Below are 18,778 nucleotides of genomic sequence, written 5' to 3' on the forward strand. Positions count from 1 at the left end.
ATCAGGGCACCGACAGGGTCACCGTGGCGGGGCCCTGGGCAGATCCGCCGGCCAGGGGATGTGGAAACGGCGGGTGACGCCGGCAAGGACGTTTTCGCCGACCATGCCGGTCAGCTGCTCCTTGCGCAGGGTGACGCTCTTGCCGTTGACCTGGGCGGTCAGTTCCAGGTCGCGCATCACCTGGCGCGAGCCACCGTCGTTGCGCACCACCACCTCCATCACCGTGCCGGTGGCGGGGGCCGTGGCGGGCTTGGGGCCGGCGGACACGACGGTCAGCTTGGGTTTCGCCCCTTCCGGCACGACGTAGAGCGAGGCGACGTACCTCACCAGCAGCTTCACCTGCCCGCCCTGCACCGGCGCGTTGCCCAGGTCGATCGGCAACTGCTCGGCCACCAGGCGGAAGGGCAGTTCCTTGGCCGGCTTGGGATCGCCCGACCACTGCACGCGGATGGACTGGTTTTCGCCCGGCTGCAGGATGATCTGTTCCGGCACGATGGCGAAGCTGTCCTCGGCATCGGCCAGGATGTCCTGGCCATCCTGGTCCATGCCGCGCGACATGATCTTGACGTCGATGGCCACCGGGTCCTTGCCGTCATTCTCCACCCGGAAGATCTGGGTGGCGCCTCGGCCGCTGGGCTCCATGTCCATTTCGATGGGGATCAGGCGGAACGAGGCCAGAGCGCCGGTTGACAGCAGCAGCGCGCCCGCCAGGGCCAGCCCAAGGACCCGCGCGGGCCGGGGTAAACGAAACCGGTGAGATGCCGACATGGATAACCGCCCGACTCTTAATAAGACGCGTTTCAGCGCGACGCCTGTGAATGGGGCGGCAAATCTTAAATAATGGTTTACAGCTTTTCTTGGAAACGCCACCCCACCGACGTCCGCGGCCCCACCATACCCAGATGCGGGCGGCGTTGCATCCGCTTCCATGCCGCGCCGGGTCGAAATCCCTTGGCGACGGCTAAATCTGGTCAGGTGGCCCGTGGTGGGGTAGACCTGGGAACCGATTTTCAACAACAGACCGGTTTTGTCATGGCCACCCTGTTCGTCGCCCGCAGCGCCAACCTGTCGAAATGGGCCTCCGACGTCGGCCTGCCCAAGAACATCTTCAAGGTGGGTGTGGTCGACGGCGGCGCCGACGCGTTGGCCGCTGCCCTGGCTGCCGGCTGGGCGGCGGAAAAGGACTGGACCCTGGTGAAGAAGGTGGAGGTCGGCGACTGGACGGAGGAGGAGGCGCTGCAGCGTCTATCCGCCAAGGAAAAGCCCGTCGATTCCAACTATTATCCCCGCCTGAAGGGGGCCGCCGGCATCTACAAGCTGACGCCCACCACCGTGGGCAACCACCTGATCGTGGCCCGCGCCATGGCCGGCAACGAAAGCCTGGATTTCAAGCTGAAGGTCGCCGACTACGCCAACTACCTGATCCAGTTTGCCCAGCCGCCGAAGGCGGCGAGCGAATAAGGGCCGCCGAAGGCGGCGAGCGAATAAGGACGGCCGAAGGCGGCGGGTTGGATGCAGGTCGCGTCAGGCGGCTTCCGCGATCTTGCGCAGCGCGGTCTCATACGCCTCCGGCGGTTGACCACCGGAGATGAGGTAGCGGCCGTTGACAATCACGGCGGGCACCGACTGGATGCCGCGCGACAGCCACAGCTGTTCCGCCTCGCGGACCTCGGCGGCGTAGCGGTCGCCGGCCAGGATCGCCCGGGCCTCCGCCGCGTCCAGGCCGGCCTGGGCCACGGCCGCCAGCAGGACATCGGTATCGGATGGTGCCTCGCCCCGGGTGAAGTACGCCTCGAACAGGGCCAGCTTCAGGGCCAGTTGGCGTTCTGACCCGTGGGCTTCCGCCCAATGCAGCAAACGGTGGGCGTCGAAGGTGTTATAGATGCGGCGCTTGCCGCCCTGGGCGCCGGTGGCCGACATGGTGAAGCCGACGGCGGCGGCGCGGGTGCGGATCATCTCCCGCGTTTGGGCCATCTGCTCCGCGCCGGCGCCGTATTTCCGGGCGATATGCTCATCCACATCTTCGCCTTCCGGCCCCATCTGCGGATTCAGTTCGAAGGGCTGGAAATGGATGTCGGCCTCCACCTCACCCTCCAGCCGCGCCAGCGCCGCTTGCAGGCTCTTCAGCCCGATGACGCACCAGGGGCAGGAAACGTCGGAGACGAAGTCGAGGGACAGGCGCTTGGTCATGGGGGATTTCCGGTGTGCAGGAAGGACGTCCGCACCTTGCCTAGGGTGTGAACCTCGCGCCGTGGCGATGGTCACAGTGGCGCCATGGGCGCAGCGGACGACGATGCGGGGGGCTTAATACACCAGCTCGTCGTCGCCCTTGCCGGAGGCGATGACGATCTCGCCGCGGGCGGCCATGTCCTTGGCCAACTGCACCATGTACATCTGCGCCTCGTCCACGTCGCGCAGGCGCACCGGGCCCATGGCGGCCATGTCCTCGCGCATGATCTTGGCGGCGCGTTCCGACATGTTGGTGAAGAACAGGTCCTTCAGCGTTTCCGAGGCGCCCTTCAGCGCCGTCGCCAGCTTGGACTTGTCGACGGAGCGCAGCAGCGACTGCACGCCCGACGGGTCCAGCTTGCCCAAATCCTCGAAGGTGAACATCAGGGCGCGGATACGCTCCGCGCTGTCGCGGTTGCGTTCTTCCAGTGCTGCGATGAAGCGGCTTTCCGTGCTGCGGTCCAGGCTGTTGAAGATTTCCGCCATCATCTCATGCGCGTCGCGGCGGTTGGTGCGCGCCAGGTTGGACATGAACTCGGTGCGCAGCGTGCGCTCGATATCGTCCACCACTTCCTTCTGCACCGATTCCATGCGCAGCATGCGCATGATGACTTCCATGGCGAAGCTTTCGGGCAACAGCTGCAGCACGCGGCCGGCATGGTCGGCCTTGATCTTGGTCAGGATGACGGCGACGGTCTGCGGATATTCGTTCTTCAGGTAGTTGGCCAGCACCTGCTCGTTCACGTTGGCCAGCTTGTCCCACATGGTGCGACCCGCGGGACCGCGGATCTCCTCCATGATGGTGTCGACCTTTTCCTTGGGCAGCACCTTCATCAGCAGGCGTTCGGTGCTGTCGAAGGTACCGACCAGGGAGCCGGTCGAACTGATCTGCTCCGCGAACTCGACGAACAGGCGCTCCACGATGTTGGAACTGACCGAGCCCAAATTGGCCATGGTCTGCGACAGTTCCTTGATCTCGTCCTCGGCCATCAGGGCGAACAGGCGGCTGGCATGTTCCTCGCCCAGCGCCAGCATCAGCACCGCGGCCTTCTCCGGCCCCGTCAGACCCCGGTAATCTTCACGTACCCGGATCGCCATGTATCGTCATCTCCTGTCCGGCGTCACACCGCCGCCGGATTGTCCCGCAGGGGCGGGCCGTCGTCACGCCCCCGCCCCTGAAACACGTTTCCGAACCACAACTAAGGGCCCGAACCACGAGCGGGGCCCTGAACCACCAGGCAAAGTACACCTGCCCCTGGCGGCAGGATAGAAATTTTGTCGCAAGAAGCCCAGGCGGCCCTGGTCCGTATAATCCCAGGTATAGTGGCCCCGTGCGCCCATCCCCCTATGATGGCTGTGGAACCTTCACGTTCCGGGGGGCGTTCCAGGGCCGTTTCTCCGGCGATTCGGGAGCATGGCGATGACAGAGCGGTATGGTCGGATAGGGGCAAGAGCCCGGTGGGGCGCCGCGGCGCTGGCGGTGCTGCTGGCGGGATGCCAGTCGACCGGTCCAGGCGGTGGCCCAGCGGGTGGTCAAACGGGCGCGGCCAGCGCGGGGGCCGGCGCTGTCGCCTCGGCCGATGCGGCCCCTGGCGCCACCCCCAAGGCGGAACAGCCGCCCTGCTTTTTCACCCGGGATATCGACGGCTGGAACAGCATCGATCCCTACACCGTGCGCATCCGGGTGGGCATCAACAAGCGCTATGACCTGAAGCTGTTCATGCCTCAGCCCGACCTGTCCACGCGCCTGCAACTGGCCATCGTGACCAAACCGGGCGGGTCCGATTGGGTCTGCTCCCCCATGGATATCGAGATCATCGGCGAGCCGCTGCACTTGCGGGTGCCGGTGCGGGAGATCATCGCCGTGCCGCCTGAGCCGAAGAAGTCAGGCTCCCCCGACAAAGACTCCCAAAACAAGGACGGGGAGGCACAGCCCGGGGCGCAAAAAGACGAAACGCCGCCCAAGGCGACAAGCACCTGACGGTCCAGCAATCACCGCCGGACAAAGCCCTGGAGACCACACCAAGGGGCAGGGCCGGACGCCCGTTCCCCTGGTGCTTCCGCTCAGGCGTTTTCGCCTACTCCTCGCTATCGCCGGCCGGGCCAGAGGCCGGTCGGCGGCGGGGCGGGAACCGATCTCCCCCCGCGGGGCCGCCATGGCTGCGCGGCGGCGCCTCGGCCCGCTGGGCGGCGGCGCCATCGATGGCGCCTGTCCAGCCCGACGCCCGGGGACGGGCGCTGCGTTCCTCGGCGGCGGCGATGGTGCCTTCCAATTCGCGGATGCGCTCCTTCAAGGGGGCGATCATGGCGCTGCTGCTGTTACGCGCCAGGTATTGTTCGAGATCGCCCTTCAGGCGCTGCAACTGGCTGCGCAAGGTCGCCAGGTCCGTTTTCGGCTTGGCGGAGCGGAAAACCCGTTCCTCGTGTCTGGTCACACCCGTCCTCCATTCGCGCCGGCGTCAGCCGCCGACGGCTGGTCTGCGACCAAGATATAGCAGCGACAAGCGTTTCGTGAAACCCGGCGCGATGGGGAATGGCATCCCTCTTCTTAACGGGGTATGCCGCGCCCCGTTCCCGCCCCCGTTCCCGGCGCCGGTTGGGTGGGCGCCAAGCAGCGGGCCAGGGCCTGGCGCAGGTGGGTGCTGTCCAAGGGTTTGGGCACGATGACGAAGCCCAGGCTCTCCGCCTCCGCCACCTTGTCGCCATAGCCACTGACCAACAGGATGGGCAGGCCGGGGTGCATATGCCGCACCCCCTGCGCCAGTTCCAGGCCGTCACGCCCCCCCGGCAGCACGATGTCGCACAGCACCAGGGAGATGTCGGGCCGCTCGGTCAGCAGCACCTGCGCCGCGTCCGCCGTGGCTGTGGCTTGCACGGCGAACCCCAGCCCCTCCACCATGTGCTGCATCACCTTGCACACCGCCGGATTGTCCTCGACCAGCAGGACCTGGCGTCCGTTGCCGTCGATGTCCGGAACCTCGTCGGTAGGGGATCGACCGGCTGCGGCATCCTGGCCGTCCTCATCCTCGTCCGACCGGGGCAGGTAGAGCGTGATGGTGGTGCCTCCGGCTGCGGCGCCGGGAACGCGGGCGCTCAGGCTGTCGGCCAGGGCGGCGCCGCCCGCCTGGCCGACCATGCTCTGCACCTGTGCCAAGCCCAGGCCGGTCGATCGCCCGTCCTGCTTGGTGGTGAAAAAGGGGTCGAAAACCCGATCCAGGATGTCGGCGGGGATGCCGTCGCCGGTATCGCTGATGGTCAGGCGGACGAAATCGCCCATCAGGCCACCTGTACGCTCGCTCTCGCGGGTGGCAGGGGCGATGTGGACGTTGGCGGCCGCCAGGCGCAGCGTTCCACCCCTGGGCATCGCGTCGCGGGCGTTGACCGCCAGGTTGAGCAGCGCCAGATCGAATTCCATCCTGTCCAGCCGCAGGGGCCATAGGCGGGGTGGCAGGTCGGTCGCCAATTGGATGTCGCCGCGCAGCGCCGGGCGCAACAATTCCGCGATGTCGTCCGCCATGTCCGACAGCCTCACCGAATCCAGGTTCGCATGGGGCCGGCGGCTGAAGGTGCGCAGGTTGCGGGTCAGGCGTTCCCCCAGGTGATCGCCTGCAGCATGGCGTCCAGCACCTCGCGTTGCGGTTCGGTGTGGGGCCGGTGGCACAGTATTTCCGCGCCGGACCGCACGGTCATCAGCAGGTTGGCGAAGTCGTGGATGATGCCGCCGGTGATCTGGTCCAGGGCCTGCAGGCGCTGGGTGCGAAGCAGCGCGCTCTCCGCCTGTTCGCGCCGCGCCTCGGCCCCCCGCAACGCCTTGGCCGCCCGCCTTTCCCGCCGCGCCCGCCGCATGGCCAGCAGCGTCGTGCCGCAGAAGATGCCCATGACCGGCAGGGTCAGCAGTGTCAGCCAGCCCAGGCGTTGATGCCACGCCGCTTCGACCTGGGACCGCTCCACCCCCACCATGACCACCAGCGACGCGTTGGCGACCATGCGGCAGGCCGTCAGGCGTTCCCGTCCATCCAGGGGCGATATCCGCCAGACGGCGGCTGCCCCGGGGCAACTCGTGTCGGCGCGCGCGTCCCCGGCGGGGACCGGCCCGCCAGCCATGACCCGGCCGTCCCGATTCAGCAGCGCCACCGTGGTGGTCGGATCGTCGCGCGTCGCCCGCCGGAAGAAATCGTCGAAGTGGACCGGCGACATGGACACGGCGGCGATGCCCGCCAAGCTGCCGTCCGCGCGGCTCAGGCGCCGAACCAGGGTGAATGCCCGCTGGCTGAAGGCGCCCACGCCGGACGGTGCGGCGGTCCCCTTCACTGGCTCCTGCCCGGGAGGCACCAATATCTCCGCCTGGCCGGCGCTCAACTGGCTGTGAAGGGTGGTGCCGGTGATGTCGGTGCCGTCGGCGGTGGGTGGGCGACTGGCGGCCAGGGTCCGGCCATCCGCGTCCCACAGCCACAGCGCCCGGATGGACGGGGTGTCCGCCACCATGCCGGCCAAGGCGCGGCCCAGTTCCCGCGCATTCGGGGCGGGGGAACAGCGCCGCCGGCCGGCCGCGTTGGCACCAGCAGGTCGCGCATGCGATCCAGCACCAGGCGGTCGCTTTCCACGGTCCGTTGCGCGCGCTCGTCCACCAGGCTGGCGATGCGCTCCACCCGGTCTCCGGCCTGGGCCGTAATGTCTTTCCGGCTTTGGCTGGCGGCGGCGGCCAGCACGCCCAGGGGAATGATCACCGCGGCGACCATCTGCAACCGCAGGGCCGCCATGGTGGAGGTCCCCCGGGCGGGGGCGGCGGCAGTGTGCGCATCCGCGCCTGGCAATCGCGCCGTACCGATGTCGGAATTGACCGTCACGACCGCCCTTGAGCCCAGCCCTCACCCGATCCGACTATAGGTTGCGGCTTGCGCAATCTACAATCGTGCCATTGGCGGGCCGGGGTATTCCTTTAGGCAGGCGCGTCTTCTTAGGCGGCCGGGCTCGGCGATACCGGGTCGTTGGGGAAGGCCAGCTCATGCCGCGCCCGCCATTCCGGCTTCACGTAGTTGATGATGATGGTGCGGCGAACCCCCCGGAACGGTCGGCGGGCGAAGCCGTGCCAGGTGTCGCTGCCGGGGATGAAGACCAAGCCGGTGTTGAACCGCCCCGACGCCCGGCCGACGTGCCCGCCCTCGGGCCCGTCCATGATGTCGGTGCCCAGGGTTTCCGCGTCCGGCCCGGTGCTGAGGTAGACCAGCATGGTGAACAGCTTGGCGCCGATGTCGGTATGCGGCTCCAGCCAGAACCCCTCCCGGTCCAGGCAATATTCGATGCGCAGGGACGATCCGGACAGGTCCAGCCCGAACTGCCGCGCCAGGGTGGCGATGGTGTCCGGCGATTGAAAGGCCGCCGCCACCGCGCCGCAGACCGGATACAGCAGCTGGTTGTCGGCCGACAGGAAGGTGCGGGTGGAGTTGTGGGTTTCGCGCCGGCCCTGGGTGTCCTCGATCTCCGGGGCCGCGAACGGCAACTCGGCCAAGGCTTCCGCCACGGTGGCGGGGAAAACGCTGTTCAGATACCAGTGGCGGTAGGGATGGTCGTCCCGGTCCGCCGCTGTCAGGCAGGCGCGCACATGGCGGCCGGTGGTGTCGTCCAGGGCCTGCGGGTCGAAGGCGGACGTGTTGGCGGCGCGGACGGTCGCGGTCAAGCTCATCACATTTCCCCCTTTGAGAGGCCGCCGCCCAGGGCCAGGCGCTTCAGCCCGGCGGTGACGCCGTGGCGCAGGGTCTCACGCCGCGCGGTGCCGGCGTCCACCATCCAGTTCAGCATGATGTACCGGCGCACACCGTCATGCGGCTTATGCCCGTGGAAGGAATTGTCGGTGCGGCGGAAGGCCACCAGCGTGCCATCCAGCGGCAGCACCTCGGCCAGCATGTCCTCCATGTCGTCGGCGCTGCGCAGCAGACGCAGGCGGCCGCCGGGTGCGGTCCATTCCTCGTTCAGGTACAGCAGCGCCGTCAGACGCTTGGTCACGCTGTCGGTGTGGATGCGGCCATCCTTGGGCACGCAGCGGCTGCGCACCGTCACCATCAAGGCGTTGGGGTCCAGGTCCAGGTTGAAGGTTTCGGCGAAAGCCTGGGTCGTCTCCGGCGCCGTCAGCGCGGCCAGCAGCCGGGTGAAGCCGTCCAGTCCGCCCCGCTCCAGCACCGCGCGCGACGGCGCCGGGACCAGGCCGCCATGGGGGCTGTCGGGAAAGTCGTGGCGGGCGGTGACGGCGACGGCGGGCGCGATGAAACCCGTCATCACCAGATGGGGGAAGGGCACCTCGGCCGGGCGCAGGGCCCGCAGGCCGTCCAGGTTCAGGACGCCGTCCGTCCGGTTGGTGGGGGAAATAGCCGACGGCGGCACCGGGGCCTTGGGCGCGGCGGGGGAGGAGAGGGCGGGCATTCGGGCACCTTGACGAGGCGGAGGCGGGAAGGCCGGTCAGGACGGACCTTGCCGCGATGCCCCCTTTTCCACCCCTTGCGCCTTTGCGGCGTTGATCCAGGTCAACGGCCGTTGCCGCCCCCGGGCGGTGGAGTCCGGTTTCAGGCGACCCAGGTGTCCGCTAACGGACACTGTCCGCAATCGGACGGGTGATAATTGTTATCAACCAATTGATTTATAAAGAATCCGTCCTCTGGCACACCCCTTGCCAATGGATGGTGTGGCGTCCAATCGGGAATGGAATGCCGACGGGCCGCCTCCGGGGTGGCCTGGACGACTGATCAAGGAAGTGGGGTTGATGATGGTCCGCAACGACGTCCTGATGGGCATGCCGCAAGCCGCCGATGCCCGGCCTTTGATCGAGCGGGTCGAGGATGCGCTGCTGTCGGTCAATCCAGACCTGTGGCTGGTCAGCGCCCTGCTGGTGGTGGCCATCCGCTGCCTGGGGGGGCTGTGATGGGCACGCCAGGGTCCCCCAGCATGGAGGGCGCCGGCCCCCATATCGTGAAGGCCCCCCTGGGGGCGGGCGTGAGTGGGGGCATGGGGGCGGGCATGGACCGCCGGGTGGAACGGCCAACGGGCTGGAAGGGCTGGGTGCATCGGGCCCGGACGGACAAGCGCGCCTGGGCCGCCGGCGTGGCGCTGTTGGCCCTGGCCGGCGGGGCCGCCGTGCTGACGCAGACCCAGGGCGGCCAGACGGTGCGCGTGGCGGAATCCCGCCTGACGGTCGCCACCGTGGCCCAAGGCACGTTCGAGGATTTCATCCCCGTGCGCGGCGCGGTGGAGCCGTTGAACAGCGTCTATCTCGACAGCATCGAGGGCGGCCGGGTGGAAAAGAAGCTGGTGGAGGTGGGCCAGAAGGTGAAGGCCGGCCAGCCGTTGGTGGAGCTGTCCAACACCCAGCTGCAACTGGACATCATCTCGCGCGAGGCGCAGGTGATGGAACAGATCAACCGCCTGCACGACACCGAGCTGCAGCTGGAAACCAGCCGCATCAGCAACCAGCGGGAACTGGCGGAGTGCGACTACAATGTGTCCTGGCTGTCCAAGGACCTGGAGCGCAAGACGGCGCTGATCAAGACGGGCGCATCCTCGCAACGCGACATCGACATCATCCGCGACCAGATCAAATGGTATGAGCGCCGGCGCGACCTGACGCTGGAAACCATGCGCACCACCGACAAGATGCGCGCCAGCCAATACACCGAGATGCAGGACAGCACCCGCCGGCTGGAGGAGAACCTGGCCATGGCGCGCAAGAACCTGGACAGCCTGGTGGTGCGGGCGCCGGTGGACGGTCAGATCACCGTGCTGGATGTCGAGATCGGTCAGACCAAGCAGAAGGGCGAACGCCTGGGCCGCATCGACCGCGATGACGGCTTCAAGGTCCAGGCGCAGATGGATGAATTCTACCTGTCGCGCCTGGAGTTGGGCCAGACGGCGGAGGCCGCCATCGGTGCCGGGGAGTACAAACTGAAGGTCGCCAAGATTTACCCGCAGGTCCGCGACGGCCAGTTCCAGGTGGACCTGGAATTCCTGGGCGCCGCGCCGCAGGATATCCGCAGCGGCCAGACCCTGCAGATGCGCCTGAAGCTGGGGGCGGCGGCCACCGCCCTGCTGATTCCCAACGGCGGCTTCTACCAGGACACGGGCGGCGACTGGATCTTCGTGGTGCGGCCCGACGGGGCCTATGCCGAGAAGCGGCGCGTGCACCTGGGCCGGCGCAACGCCCAGATGATCGAGGTGCGCGACGGGCTGTCGGCGGGGGACAGGGTGATCGTCTCGTCCTACGGCGATCTCGCCCATATGGACCGTATCGAGTTAAATTGATCCGATACCGAAATGATGACCGGATTTGGTGTGATAAGACGGGGTGGCAAGAATGCTGAAGCTAGTCGACCTGACCAAGGTCTACCGCACGGAAGAGGTGGAGACCACGGCCCTGAACCAGGTGAACATCCACATCAAGCAGGGTGAGTTCGTGGCCATCATGGGCCCCTCGGGCTGTGGCAAGTCCTCGCTGCTGAACATCGTGGGCATGCTGGACAACCCCAGCAGCGGCCAATACTGGTTCGGGGATGAGGACGTGGCGGGCTATGGCGAGCGTAAGCTGGCCGACATCCGCAAGAAGAACATCGGCTTCATCTTCCAGAGCTTCAACCTGATCGATGAGCTGACGGTGTTCGAGAATGTGGAGCTGGCGCTGCTCTACCACGACATTCCCTCGCGGGAGCGGAAGGAACGGGTGAAGGAGGCGCTGGCCAAGGTGAACATCGCCCACCGCTCCAGCCACCTGCCGCAGCAATTGTCCGGTGGGCAGCAGCAGCGCGTGGCCATCGCCCGCGCCGTCGTCTCCCGCCCCCGCATGCTGCTGGCGGACGAGCCCACGGGTAACCTGGACAGCGCCAACGGTGAGGAGGTCATGAACATGCTGACCGAGCTGAATGGCGAGGGCACGACCATCGTCATGGTCACCCACTCCATGCCGCACGCCCAATACGCCCGGCGCATCATCAACCTGTTCGACGGCCAGGTGGTGGCGGAAAACCTTCGCGCCGCCTGACGTTTCGCACCCGTCTGTCCCGTCTGCTCTCTGCTGCCGCCCTTCGCCGGAAAGGGGGAACGTCGCCCCATGTTCGCCAACTACCTGACCGTGGCGCTGCGCATGCTGGTCAAGCACAGGCTCTATTCCGCCATCACGGTGGCGGGGCTGGCGCTGGGCCTGACGGCGGCCATCCTGATCGGCCTGTTCGTCCACAACGAACTGACCTACGACCGCGACGTCACCGACGCCGACCGCATCCAGCAGGTTCTGGTCACGGCGACGCTGCCCGGCCGCGCGCCGGAGGATGGGGCGGCCTTGCCCATGCCGGTGGGACCGGCGCTGCGGCAGGCCTTCCCCCAGGTGGCGGACATGACCCGCGTCGCGGCCCAGACCTCCACGGTGAAGCGGGCCGCCGCGGACCAGGACGGCGCCCTGTTCAGCGAGCAGGCGGCCGTGGCCGACGCCAGCTTTTTCCACCTGTTCGATTGGCCCTTCCTGGCCGGCGACCGGGCCACGGCCCTGGACGATCCCAATTCAGTGGTGCTGACGGCCAAGACCGCCTCCAAGTATTTCGGCGATGCCGACCCGGTGGGCCGGACGCTGTCGGTGGATGGCCACCTGCTGCGCGTGACCGGTGTGGTGCGCGACCTGCCGGCGAATACCCAGTTCGCCTTCGCCCTGCTGATCCCCATGGACAGCCAGGCCAACCAGATCCCCGACTATCTGCGCCAGCACTGGGGCGGCCTGATGGCCATGACCTTCCTGAAGCTGAAGCCGGGGGCCGGCCCCGATGCCATCCAGGCCGGGCTGCCCGCCTTCGGCGCCGCCATACCGCCCATCCGCAGCAGCACGGGCGAGTTTCGCGTGGGCGACGTGTTCAAGTTCTTCCTGGTGCCGTTGAGCGACTCCCACCTGCACCCCGTGCGCGGCACCATGGTGGACGGAATCAGCCCGGTGGAAATCGCCATCTTCACGGCCGTCGCCGTGCTGGTGCTGGTCATCGCCTGCATCAACTTCATGAACCTGGCGACGGCGCGCGCTTCATTGCGGGCGCGCGAGGTGGCCTTGCGCAAGGTGGTGGGCGCCAGCCGTGGCCAGATCATGGCCCAGTTCCTGGGCGAATCCATCCTGCTGACCACGTTGGCCCTGATCCTGGCCGTGGCGCTGGTGGAGGTGCTGCTGCCGTCCTTCACCGCCTTCCTGGGCAAGCCGTCGCTGGCCTTCAATTATCTGCGGGACGCGCGCGTCATCGGCTGCCTGGCAGCCCTGGTGCTGGTGGTGGGCGGTGCCGGCGGGGTGTACCCGGCCGTCTTCCTGTCCGCCTTCCAGCCGGGACCGGTGTTGAAGGGCAACAGCGGCGGCACCGGCGCCGGCGGCCGCCTGCGCGTGGTCCTGGTGGTGGTGCAGTTCGCCATTTCCATCGGTCTGATGGTGGCGACGGGTGTGGTTTATCGCCAGCTGGCCTACGCGCAGGGCCGGGCCCTGGGCTTCAACAAGGAAAACGTGGTGGTCCTGACCGACCTGTACGGCCCGGATCTGCGAAAGGCGGAGACGCTGCGCGACGCCCTACGCCAGGACCCGCGCATCGTCGCGGCATCCCTGGCCCAGTCCTACCCCGGCAGCGGCACGGAAAACAATATGGGCGCGCACCGCCCCGGTGCGATGATGGATGACGCGGCGGTGCTGCGCCAGGACGCGGTGGATGCCGACTATTTCGCCGCCCTGGGGGTGCCGCTGCTGGCCGGCCGCGTTTTCGACCGGCGATCGGCCGCCGCCGACACGCTGACCCCGGCCGACCCCGCACATCCAGAAAAGACGCGGCACGGCGGCCTGGTCCTGAACCGGGCCGCGGTTAAGCGCCTGGGCTTCGCCTCGCCCGAGGCGGCGGTGGGCCAGCCGCTGACATTGCCAAGCAATCTGGGCAGTGCCGGCATAGAAATGACCGTGGTGGGCGTGGTGGAGGACTTCCACCAGGCCAGCGTCCATACCGCCGTGGCGCCGCAGATGTTCCTGGTGGCGCCGCAAAGCTACGGCCAGCTGCTGATCCGGGTGAAGGCGGGCGAGATGCCCGGCGCCCTGGACCTGATCGACCGCACCTGGCACCAGATGATACCGGACAGGCCGGTGCCCCGGCTGTTCCTGGATGCCCAGCTGCAAAGCGTCTATGAGCGCGAGATCAAGACCGGCCAGCTGTTCGCCGCCTTCTCTGGGCTCGCCATCGTCATCGCGGCGTTGGGCCTGTTCGGCCTCGCCTCCTTCACCGCCGAGCGGCGGACCAAGGAGATCGGGCTGCGCAAGGTGCTGGGCGCCGGCGTGGCCGACATCGTGCGCCTGCTGGTCTGGCAGTTCTCCAAGCCCGTGCTGGTGGCCAACCTGATTGCCTGGCCTGTCGCCTGGATCGCCATGCGGCATTGGCTGGAGGGCTTCGCCGACCGTGTTTCCCTCAATCCCCTGCTGTTCGTGGCGTCTGGCCTGTCGGCTCTGCTGGTCGCCTGGGCCACGGTGGGGCTGCACGCCGCCCGCGTGGCGGCGACCAAGCCCGTCGTCGCCCTGCGTTATGAATAAGGAGTCCTCGCCATGAAGATGCTGGGCAATTTCCTGCGGGTGGCGGTGCGCATCCTGGTGCGCGACCGGATGTACACCGTGCTGAACGTGGCGGGCCTGGCCATCGGCATCGCTGCAGCCAGCATGCTGGGCCTCTATGTCTGGCATGAGACGCATTACGACGGCTTTTTCAGCAAGGCCGACCGCATCTACCGCGTGGACAAGACGGAGTTCATGCCCGGCCGGGAGCCCGTCACCTATTCGTCCACGCCGAAGCCCCTGGCCCCCCTGCTGCCGCAGGATTTCCCAGAGATCGAAACCAGCGTCCGCGTGCATGACGAGGCGGTGGTGGTCAGCCGCGATGGCAGCCCCTTCCGGCAACTGATGCAGGTGGTCGATCCCGATTTCTTCCGCCTGTTCGACCTGCCCTTCATCGCGGGCGATCCGGCCACGGCGCTGGCCGAACCCGGCACGGTCGTCCTGCCGGAAAGCCTGTCGCGCAAGTATTTCAACGGCGTGGACGTGCTGGGGCGCAGCCTGACCCTGACCAATGGCATCAGCCTGGCGGTCAGTGGCGTCATCCGCGACCTGCCGACCAACACCCATCTGCGCCGCGACGCCATGCTGACCAACATCCAGACCCGGCTGGGCGAGGCTGTCGATGGCTGGTCCGCCCGCATGGATACGGCGTGGAACAGAGCCTTCGTCCAGACCTATATCCTGGTGAAGCCGGGCACGGACCCGGCGGCATTGACGGCGCGCTTTCCCGCCTTCCTGTCGGCGCACGACCCCGACTATCTATTGGTCGGCATCAATAAGCCTTCCGAGGCCCTGGTGCTGACCGGCCTCACCCACATCCACACCGATCCGACGGGCGTTCCCTTCAGCCTTCTGGGCGTGCTGCATGGCTTGGTGGCCGTGGCCGCCGTGGTGCTGGGCATCGCCGTCGTGAACTTCGTCAACCTGTCGACCGCGCGTTCTTCCTTGCGGGTGCGCGAGGTGGCGGTGCGCAAGGCGCTGGGCGCGCCGCGCGGCATGCTGGTCGGCCAGTTCATGGTGGAATCGGTGCTGCTGACCCTGGTGGCGGCGGTGCTGGCCTATGTCCTGCTGGAGGTGGCCATGCCCGCCTCCGTCGCCGCGTTGGGCATCCGCTTCGACCGCGCCTATCTCCACAACCCTTGGCTGCTGCTGGCCGAACTGCTGGGCGTCGTGGCGGTGGGCGTCGTGGCCGGCCTGTACCCCGCCCTGGTCCTGTCACGTCCCACGGCGTCCGTGCTGCTGCGGGGCGGGCCGGTGGCGGCCGGCGGTGCGGGCGTGCGCGCCCTGCTGGTGGTGGCGCAGTTCAGCGCGGCCATCCTGCTGGCCATCGCCACCATCGTCATCTTCCAGCAGACCCGGTATGTCAGCAGCCAGCAACTGGGCTTTAACGCCGATGGCGTGCTGTTGGTGCGCGGACTGCACCTGCCCGAGGCACGCCCCCATATCGAAAGCTTCCGCCAGGCGTTGCTGCGCATTCCGGGGGTGGGGCAGGCGGGCGCCGCCTTCCACGCCCCCAGCGACGGGCCGTATAGCACCAACAATTACCATGTGCCGGGCACGGTGGACGACGGCACCATCGTTTTCCGCAGCGAATATATCGGCCACGACTATCTGCAGGCCATGGGCGCGCGCCTGCTGGCCGGCCGCCTGTTCGACCGTGCCGCCACGGCGGACGCGCTGCGGCCGCCGGGATCGATGACGGGCGAGGGCGGCGTGACCGCCCGCTCCTCCGACCCTCCGGGCCGCACGGTTGTGCTGTCCTGGCGGGCGGTCCAGCGCCTGGGCTTCCACACGGCCGAGGAGGCTGTGGGCCGCCAGGTTGTCTACGATGTCGACTATCCCCTGACCATCATTGGCGTGGTGGATGATATGCAGTTCAACAGCGCCCGCGTGGCCCTGCAGCCCACGGCCTTCCTGCTGAATGAAAGCGGGCTGGACGTCATGGCCGTGCGCCTGACGCCCGCCGCCGGCGCCGCGACGCTGGCCGCCATCGACCGGCTGTGGCGGGACAGCTTCCCCACCATTCCTATGAACCGCGAATTCCTGGACGACCATGTGCGGGACGCCTACGCCGCCGAACTGCGCCAGGGCACGCTGCTGGCGGGCTTCACCGGCCTGGCCATCCTGATCGCCTGCCTGGGTTTGTTCGGCCTCGCGGCCTTCACCGCCCAACGGCGGACGAAGGAGATCGGGCTGCGCAAGGTGCTGGGCGCCGGCGTGCCCGACATCATGCGCCTGCTGGTCTGGCAATTCAGCAAGCCGGTCATGGTGGCCAACCTGATCGCCTGGCCCCTGGCCTGGCTGGGGCTCAGCCATTGGCTGCAGGGCTACGCCTACCGCATCGCGCTGAACCCGCTGGTCTTCGCGCTGGCCGGCCTCGCCGCCCTACTCATCGCCTGGATCACGGTGGCGGGCCACGCCGCACGGGTAGCGGCGTCCAAGCCCGTCGTCGCCTTGCGGTACGAGTAAGGAGTTCCGGTTATGAAGATGTTGGGCAATTTCCTGCGGGTGGCGGTGCGCATCCTGGTGCGCGACCGGATGTACACCGTGCTGAACGTGGCGGGCCTGGCCATCGGCATCGCCGCTGCCAGCATGCTGGGCCTCTACGTCTGGCATGAAACGCATTACGACGGCTTTTTCAGCAAGGCCGACCGCATCTACCGCGTGGACAAGACGGAGTTCATGCCCGGCCGGGAGCCCGTCACCTATTCGTCCACGCCGAAGCCCCTGGCCCCCCTGCTGAAGCAGGACTTTCCCGAGATCGAAACCAGCGTCCGCGTGAATGACGAGGCTGTGGTGGTCAGCCGCGATGGCAGCCCCTTCCGGCAACTGATGCAGGTGGTCGATCCCGATTTCTTCCGCCTGTTCGACCTGCCCTTCATCGCGGGCGATCCGGCCACGGCGCTGGCCGAACCCGGCACGGTCGTCCTGCCGGAAAGCCTGGCGCGCAAGTATTTCAACGGCGTGGACGTGCTGGGGCGCAGCCTGACCCTGACCAATGGCATCAGCCTGACGGTCAGTGGCGTCATCCGCGACCTGCCGACCAACACCCATCTGCACCGCAACGCCATGCTGACCAACATCCAGACCCGGCTGGGCGAGAATGTCGACGGCTGGTTCGCCCGCATGGACACGGTGTGGAACAGCAACTTCCTCCAGACCTACATCCTGGTGAAGCCGGGCACGGACCCGGCGGCGCTGACGGCGGGTTTCCCCGCCTTCCTGACGGCGCACGACCCCGACTATCTCTCGACCGGCACCAATAAGCCGTCCAAGGCCCTGGTTTTGACCGGCCTCACCCACATCCACACCGATCCGACCGGCGTTCCCGCGAACCTGCTGGGGGTGCTGCATGGTCTGGTGGCCGTGGCGGCCGTGGTGCTGGGCATCGCCATCGTCAACTTCGTCAACCTGTCGACCGCGCGTTCTTCCTTGCGGGTGCGCGAGGTGGCGGTGCGCAAGGCGCTGGGCGCCCCGCGCGGCATGCTGGTCGGCCAGTTCATGGTGGAATCGGTGCTGCTGACCCTGGTGGCGGCGGTGCTGGCCTATGTCCTGCTGGAGATGGCCATGCCCGCCTCCGTCGCCGCGCTGGGCATCCGCTTTGACCGCGCCTATCTTTACAGCCCGTGGCTGCTGCTGGCCGAACTGCTGGGCGTCGTGGCGGTGGGCGGCGTGGCCGGCCTGTACCCCGCCTTGGTCCTGTCGCGGCCGTCGGCGTCCGTGCTGCTGCGGGGCGGGCCGGTGGCGGCTGGCGGTGCCGGCGTGCGCGCCCTGCTGGTGGTGGCGCAGTTCAGCGCGGCCATCCTGCTGTCCATCGCCACCATCGTCATCTTCCAGCAGACCCGCTATGTCAGCAGCCAGCAACTGGGCTTTAACGCCGATGGCGTGCTGTTGGTGCGCGGACTGCACCTGCCCGAGGCGCGCGCCCATATCGAAAGCTTCCGCCAGGCGCTGCTGCGCATTCCGGGGGTGGGGCAGGCGGGCGCCGCCTTCCACGCCCCCAGCGACGGTTCCGAAAGTACGTCCAACTACCATGTGGCGGGCACGGTGGACGACGGCACCATCGTCTTCCGCAGCGAATATGTCGGCCACGATTATCTGCAGGCCATGGGCGTGCGCCTGCTGGCCGGCCGCCTGTTCGACCGTGCCGCCACGGCCGACACGCTGCGCCCGCCGGGATCGACGACGGGCGAGGGTGGCGGGACCGTCCGCTCCTCCGATCCGCCCGGCCGCACCGCCGTGCTGTCCTGGCGGGCGGTCCAGCGCCTGGGCTTCCACACGGCGGAGGAGGCCGTGGGTCGCCAGGTCATCTACGAGGGCGACTATCCCCTGACCATCGTCGGTGTGGTGGATGATGTGCAGTTCAACGACGCCCGCGTGGCCCTGCAGCCCACGGCCTTCCTGCTGGGCGAAAGCGGGCTGGACGTCATGGCCGTGCGCCTGACGCCCGCCGCCGGCGCCGCGACGCTGGCCGCCATCGACCGGCTGTGGCGGGACAGCTTCCCCACCATTCCCGTGAACCGCGAATTCCTGGACGACCATGTGCGGGACGCCTACGCCGACGAACTGCGCCAGGGCACGCTGCTGGCGGGCTTCACCGGCCTGGCCATCCTGATCGCCTGCTTGGGGCTCTTCGGCCTAGCGGCCTTCACCGCCCAGCGGCGGACGAAGGAGATCGGCTTGCGCAAGGTACTGGGCGCCGGCGTGCCCGACATCATGCGCCTGCTGGTCTGGCAGTTCAGCAAGCCGGTCATGGTGGCCAACCTGATCGCGTGGCCCCTGGCCTGGCTGGGGCTCAGCCACTGGCTGCAGGGCTACGCCTATCGCATCGCGCTCAACCCGCTGGTCTTCGTGCTGGCCGGCCTCGCCGCCCTGCTCATCGCCTGGGTCACGGTGGCCGGCCACGCCGCGCGGGTGGCGGCGGCCAAGCCGGTCGACGCGCTGCGGTACGAGTGACCATCCGGA

16 protein-coding genes are annotated in these 18,778 nt (G+C 68.0%); 8 read left to right on the top strand and 8 right to left on the bottom strand.

What is annotated here, in order from left to right:
* Positions 1–18: 18 nt before the first annotated feature.
* Entirely contained in the window at positions 19–768 is a 750-nt protein-coding gene (locus tag UCD39_RS05245; RefSeq protein ID WP_330495011.1) for a fimbrial biogenesis chaperone, read from the bottom strand.
* A gap of 264 nt (positions 769–1,032) precedes the next feature.
* On the opposite strand from UCD39_RS05245, the gene UCD39_RS05250 reads away from it, so the two are divergent.
* Positions 1,033–1,461: a hypothetical protein gene (locus UCD39_RS05250; RefSeq protein ID WP_330495012.1), complete on the top strand. Its 429-nt coding sequence runs from the start codon at positions 1,033–1,035 to the stop codon at positions 1,459–1,461.
* Between the two features lie 63 nt (positions 1,462–1,524).
* On the opposite strand, the gene UCD39_RS05255 is transcribed toward UCD39_RS05250, so the two are convergent.
* The gene (locus tag UCD39_RS05255; protein ID WP_330495013.1) at positions 1,525–2,190 is read right to left on the bottom strand and encodes a DsbA family oxidoreductase; all 666 of its coding nucleotides are present in this window, start codon (positions 2,188–2,190) and stop codon (positions 1,525–1,527) included.
* 114 nt (positions 2,191–2,304) lie between these two features.
* On the bottom strand, positions 2,305–3,327 hold the full coding sequence (gene fliG / locus UCD39_RS05260; RefSeq protein ID WP_044563751.1) for a flagellar motor switch protein FliG: 1,023 nt from the start codon (positions 3,325–3,327) through the stop codon (positions 2,305–2,307).
* Positions 3,328–3,649: 322 nt separating this feature from the next.
* On the opposite strand from fliG, the gene UCD39_RS05265 reads away from it, so the two are divergent.
* Positions 3,650–4,210: a DUF6491 family protein gene (locus tag UCD39_RS05265; RefSeq protein ID WP_330495014.1), complete on the top strand. Its 561-nt coding sequence runs from the start codon at positions 3,650–3,652 to the stop codon at positions 4,208–4,210.
* A gap of 97 nt (positions 4,211–4,307) precedes the next feature.
* Here the strand turns inward: UCD39_RS05265 and UCD39_RS05270 are convergent, their stop codons facing one another.
* The 5 genes from UCD39_RS05270 to UCD39_RS05290 form a co-directional block, all read right to left on the bottom strand.
* Positions 4,308–4,664 carry a hypothetical protein gene (locus UCD39_RS05270; protein WP_145728915.1) on the bottom strand — a complete coding sequence of 119 codons (357 nt, stop codon included), beginning with the start codon at positions 4,662–4,664 and terminating at the stop codon, positions 4,308–4,310.
* A gap of 113 nt (positions 4,665–4,777) precedes the next feature.
* On the bottom strand, positions 4,778–5,746 hold the full coding sequence (locus UCD39_RS05275; RefSeq protein ID WP_330495015.1) for an ATP-binding protein: 969 nt from the start codon (positions 5,744–5,746) through the stop codon (positions 4,778–4,780).
* A gap of 65 nt (positions 5,747–5,811) precedes the next feature.
* Positions 5,812–6,723, bottom strand: a complete 912-nt coding sequence (locus tag UCD39_RS05280) for a PDC sensor domain-containing protein (RefSeq protein WP_330495016.1) — start codon at positions 6,721–6,723, stop codon at positions 5,812–5,814.
* 463 nt (positions 6,724–7,186) lie between these two features.
* Positions 7,187–7,912, bottom strand: a complete 726-nt coding sequence (locus UCD39_RS05285) for a 2OG-Fe(II) oxygenase (protein WP_246130076.1) — start codon at positions 7,910–7,912, stop codon at positions 7,187–7,189.
* Positions 7,912–8,646, bottom strand: a complete 735-nt coding sequence (locus UCD39_RS05290; RefSeq protein WP_330495017.1) for a 2OG-Fe(II) oxygenase — start codon at positions 8,644–8,646, stop codon at positions 7,912–7,914. The genes UCD39_RS05285 and UCD39_RS05290 overlap by 1 nt, the downstream gene beginning before the upstream one ends.
* A gap of 337 nt (positions 8,647–8,983) precedes the next feature.
* On the opposite strand from UCD39_RS05290, the gene UCD39_RS05295 reads away from it, so the two are divergent.
* From UCD39_RS05295 to UCD39_RS05320, 6 genes are all read left to right on the top strand, one after another.
* Complete coding sequence (locus tag UCD39_RS05295) at positions 8,984–9,142, top strand: hypothetical protein (protein ID WP_330495018.1); 159 nt, start codon at positions 8,984–8,986, stop codon at positions 9,140–9,142.
* Positions 9,142–10,515, top strand: a complete 1,374-nt coding sequence (locus UCD39_RS05300) for an efflux RND transporter periplasmic adaptor subunit (RefSeq protein WP_330495019.1) — start codon at positions 9,142–9,144, stop codon at positions 10,513–10,515. Before UCD39_RS05295 ends, UCD39_RS05300 begins: the two co-directional genes overlap by 1 nt.
* A 52-nt stretch (positions 10,516–10,567) precedes the next feature.
* Positions 10,568–11,248 (top strand): ABC transporter ATP-binding protein, encoded by a 681-nt coding sequence (locus tag UCD39_RS05305; protein WP_322484810.1) that lies wholly within the window; start codon positions 10,568–10,570, stop codon positions 11,246–11,248.
* Between the two features lie 69 nt (positions 11,249–11,317).
* Positions 11,318–13,795, top strand: a complete 2,478-nt coding sequence (locus UCD39_RS05310; protein WP_330495020.1) for an ABC transporter permease — start codon at positions 11,318–11,320, stop codon at positions 13,793–13,795.
* 12 nt (positions 13,796–13,807) lie between these two features.
* A complete protein-coding gene (locus UCD39_RS05315) occupies positions 13,808–16,282 on the top strand; it encodes an ABC transporter permease (protein WP_330495021.1) in 2,475 nt (824 codons plus the stop codon).
* Between the two features lie 12 nt (positions 16,283–16,294).
* Positions 16,295–18,769 (top strand): ABC transporter permease, encoded by a 2,475-nt coding sequence (locus tag UCD39_RS05320; protein WP_330495022.1) that lies wholly within the window; start codon positions 16,295–16,297, stop codon positions 18,767–18,769.
* Positions 18,770–18,778: the final 9 nt, after the last annotated feature.

The organism is Nitrospirillum karajorum (assembly GCF_036348415.1).
In the GTDB taxonomy this organism is placed as follows: domain Bacteria; phylum Pseudomonadota; class Alphaproteobacteria; order Azospirillales; family Azospirillaceae; genus Nitrospirillum; species Nitrospirillum amazonense_B.

Bases quoted from the DNA above. Each gene is read 5' to 3' on its own strand.
- UCD39_RS05320 (WP_330495022.1), top strand. From the start codon at position 16,295: ATGAAGATGTTGGGCAATTTCCTGCGGGTGGCGGTGCGCATCCTGGTG.
- UCD39_RS05315 (WP_330495021.1), top strand. From the start codon at position 13,808: ATGAAGATGCTGGGCAATTTCCTGCGGGTGGCGGTGCGCATCCTGGTG.
- UCD39_RS05295 (WP_330495018.1), top strand. From the start codon at position 8,984: ATGATGGTCCGCAACGACGTCCTGATGGGCATGCCGCAAGCCGCCGAT.
- fliG (WP_044563751.1), bottom strand. From the start codon at position 3,327: ATGGCGATCCGGGTACGTGAAGATTACCGGGGTCTGACGGGGCCGGAG.
- UCD39_RS05265 (WP_330495014.1), top strand. From the start codon at position 3,650: ATGACAGAGCGGTATGGTCGGATAGGGGCAAGAGCCCGGTGGGGCGCC.
- UCD39_RS05285 (WP_246130076.1), bottom strand. From the start codon at position 7,912: ATGAGCTTGACCGCGACCGTCCGCGCCGCCAACACGTCCGCCTTCGAC.
- UCD39_RS05245 (WP_330495011.1), bottom strand. From the start codon at position 768: ATGTCGGCATCTCACCGGTTTCGTTTACCCCGGCCCGCGCGGGTCCTT.
- UCD39_RS05305 (WP_322484810.1), top strand. From the start codon at position 10,568: ATGCTGAAGCTAGTCGACCTGACCAAGGTCTACCGCACGGAAGAGGTG.
- UCD39_RS05255 (WP_330495013.1), bottom strand. From the start codon at position 2,190: ATGACCAAGCGCCTGTCCCTCGACTTCGTCTCCGACGTTTCCTGCCCC.
- UCD39_RS05300 (WP_330495019.1), top strand. From the start codon at position 9,142: ATGGGCACGCCAGGGTCCCCCAGCATGGAGGGCGCCGGCCCCCATATC.
- UCD39_RS05310 (WP_330495020.1), top strand. From the start codon at position 11,318: ATGTTCGCCAACTACCTGACCGTGGCGCTGCGCATGCTGGTCAAGCAC.
- UCD39_RS05250 (WP_330495012.1), top strand. From the start codon at position 1,033: ATGGCCACCCTGTTCGTCGCCCGCAGCGCCAACCTGTCGAAATGGGCC.
- UCD39_RS05275 (WP_330495015.1), bottom strand. From the start codon at position 5,746: ATGGCGGACGACATCGCGGAATTGTTGCGCCCGGCGCTGCGCGGCGAC.
- UCD39_RS05290 (WP_330495017.1), bottom strand. From the start codon at position 8,646: ATGCCCGCCCTCTCCTCCCCCGCCGCGCCCAAGGCCCCGGTGCCGCCG.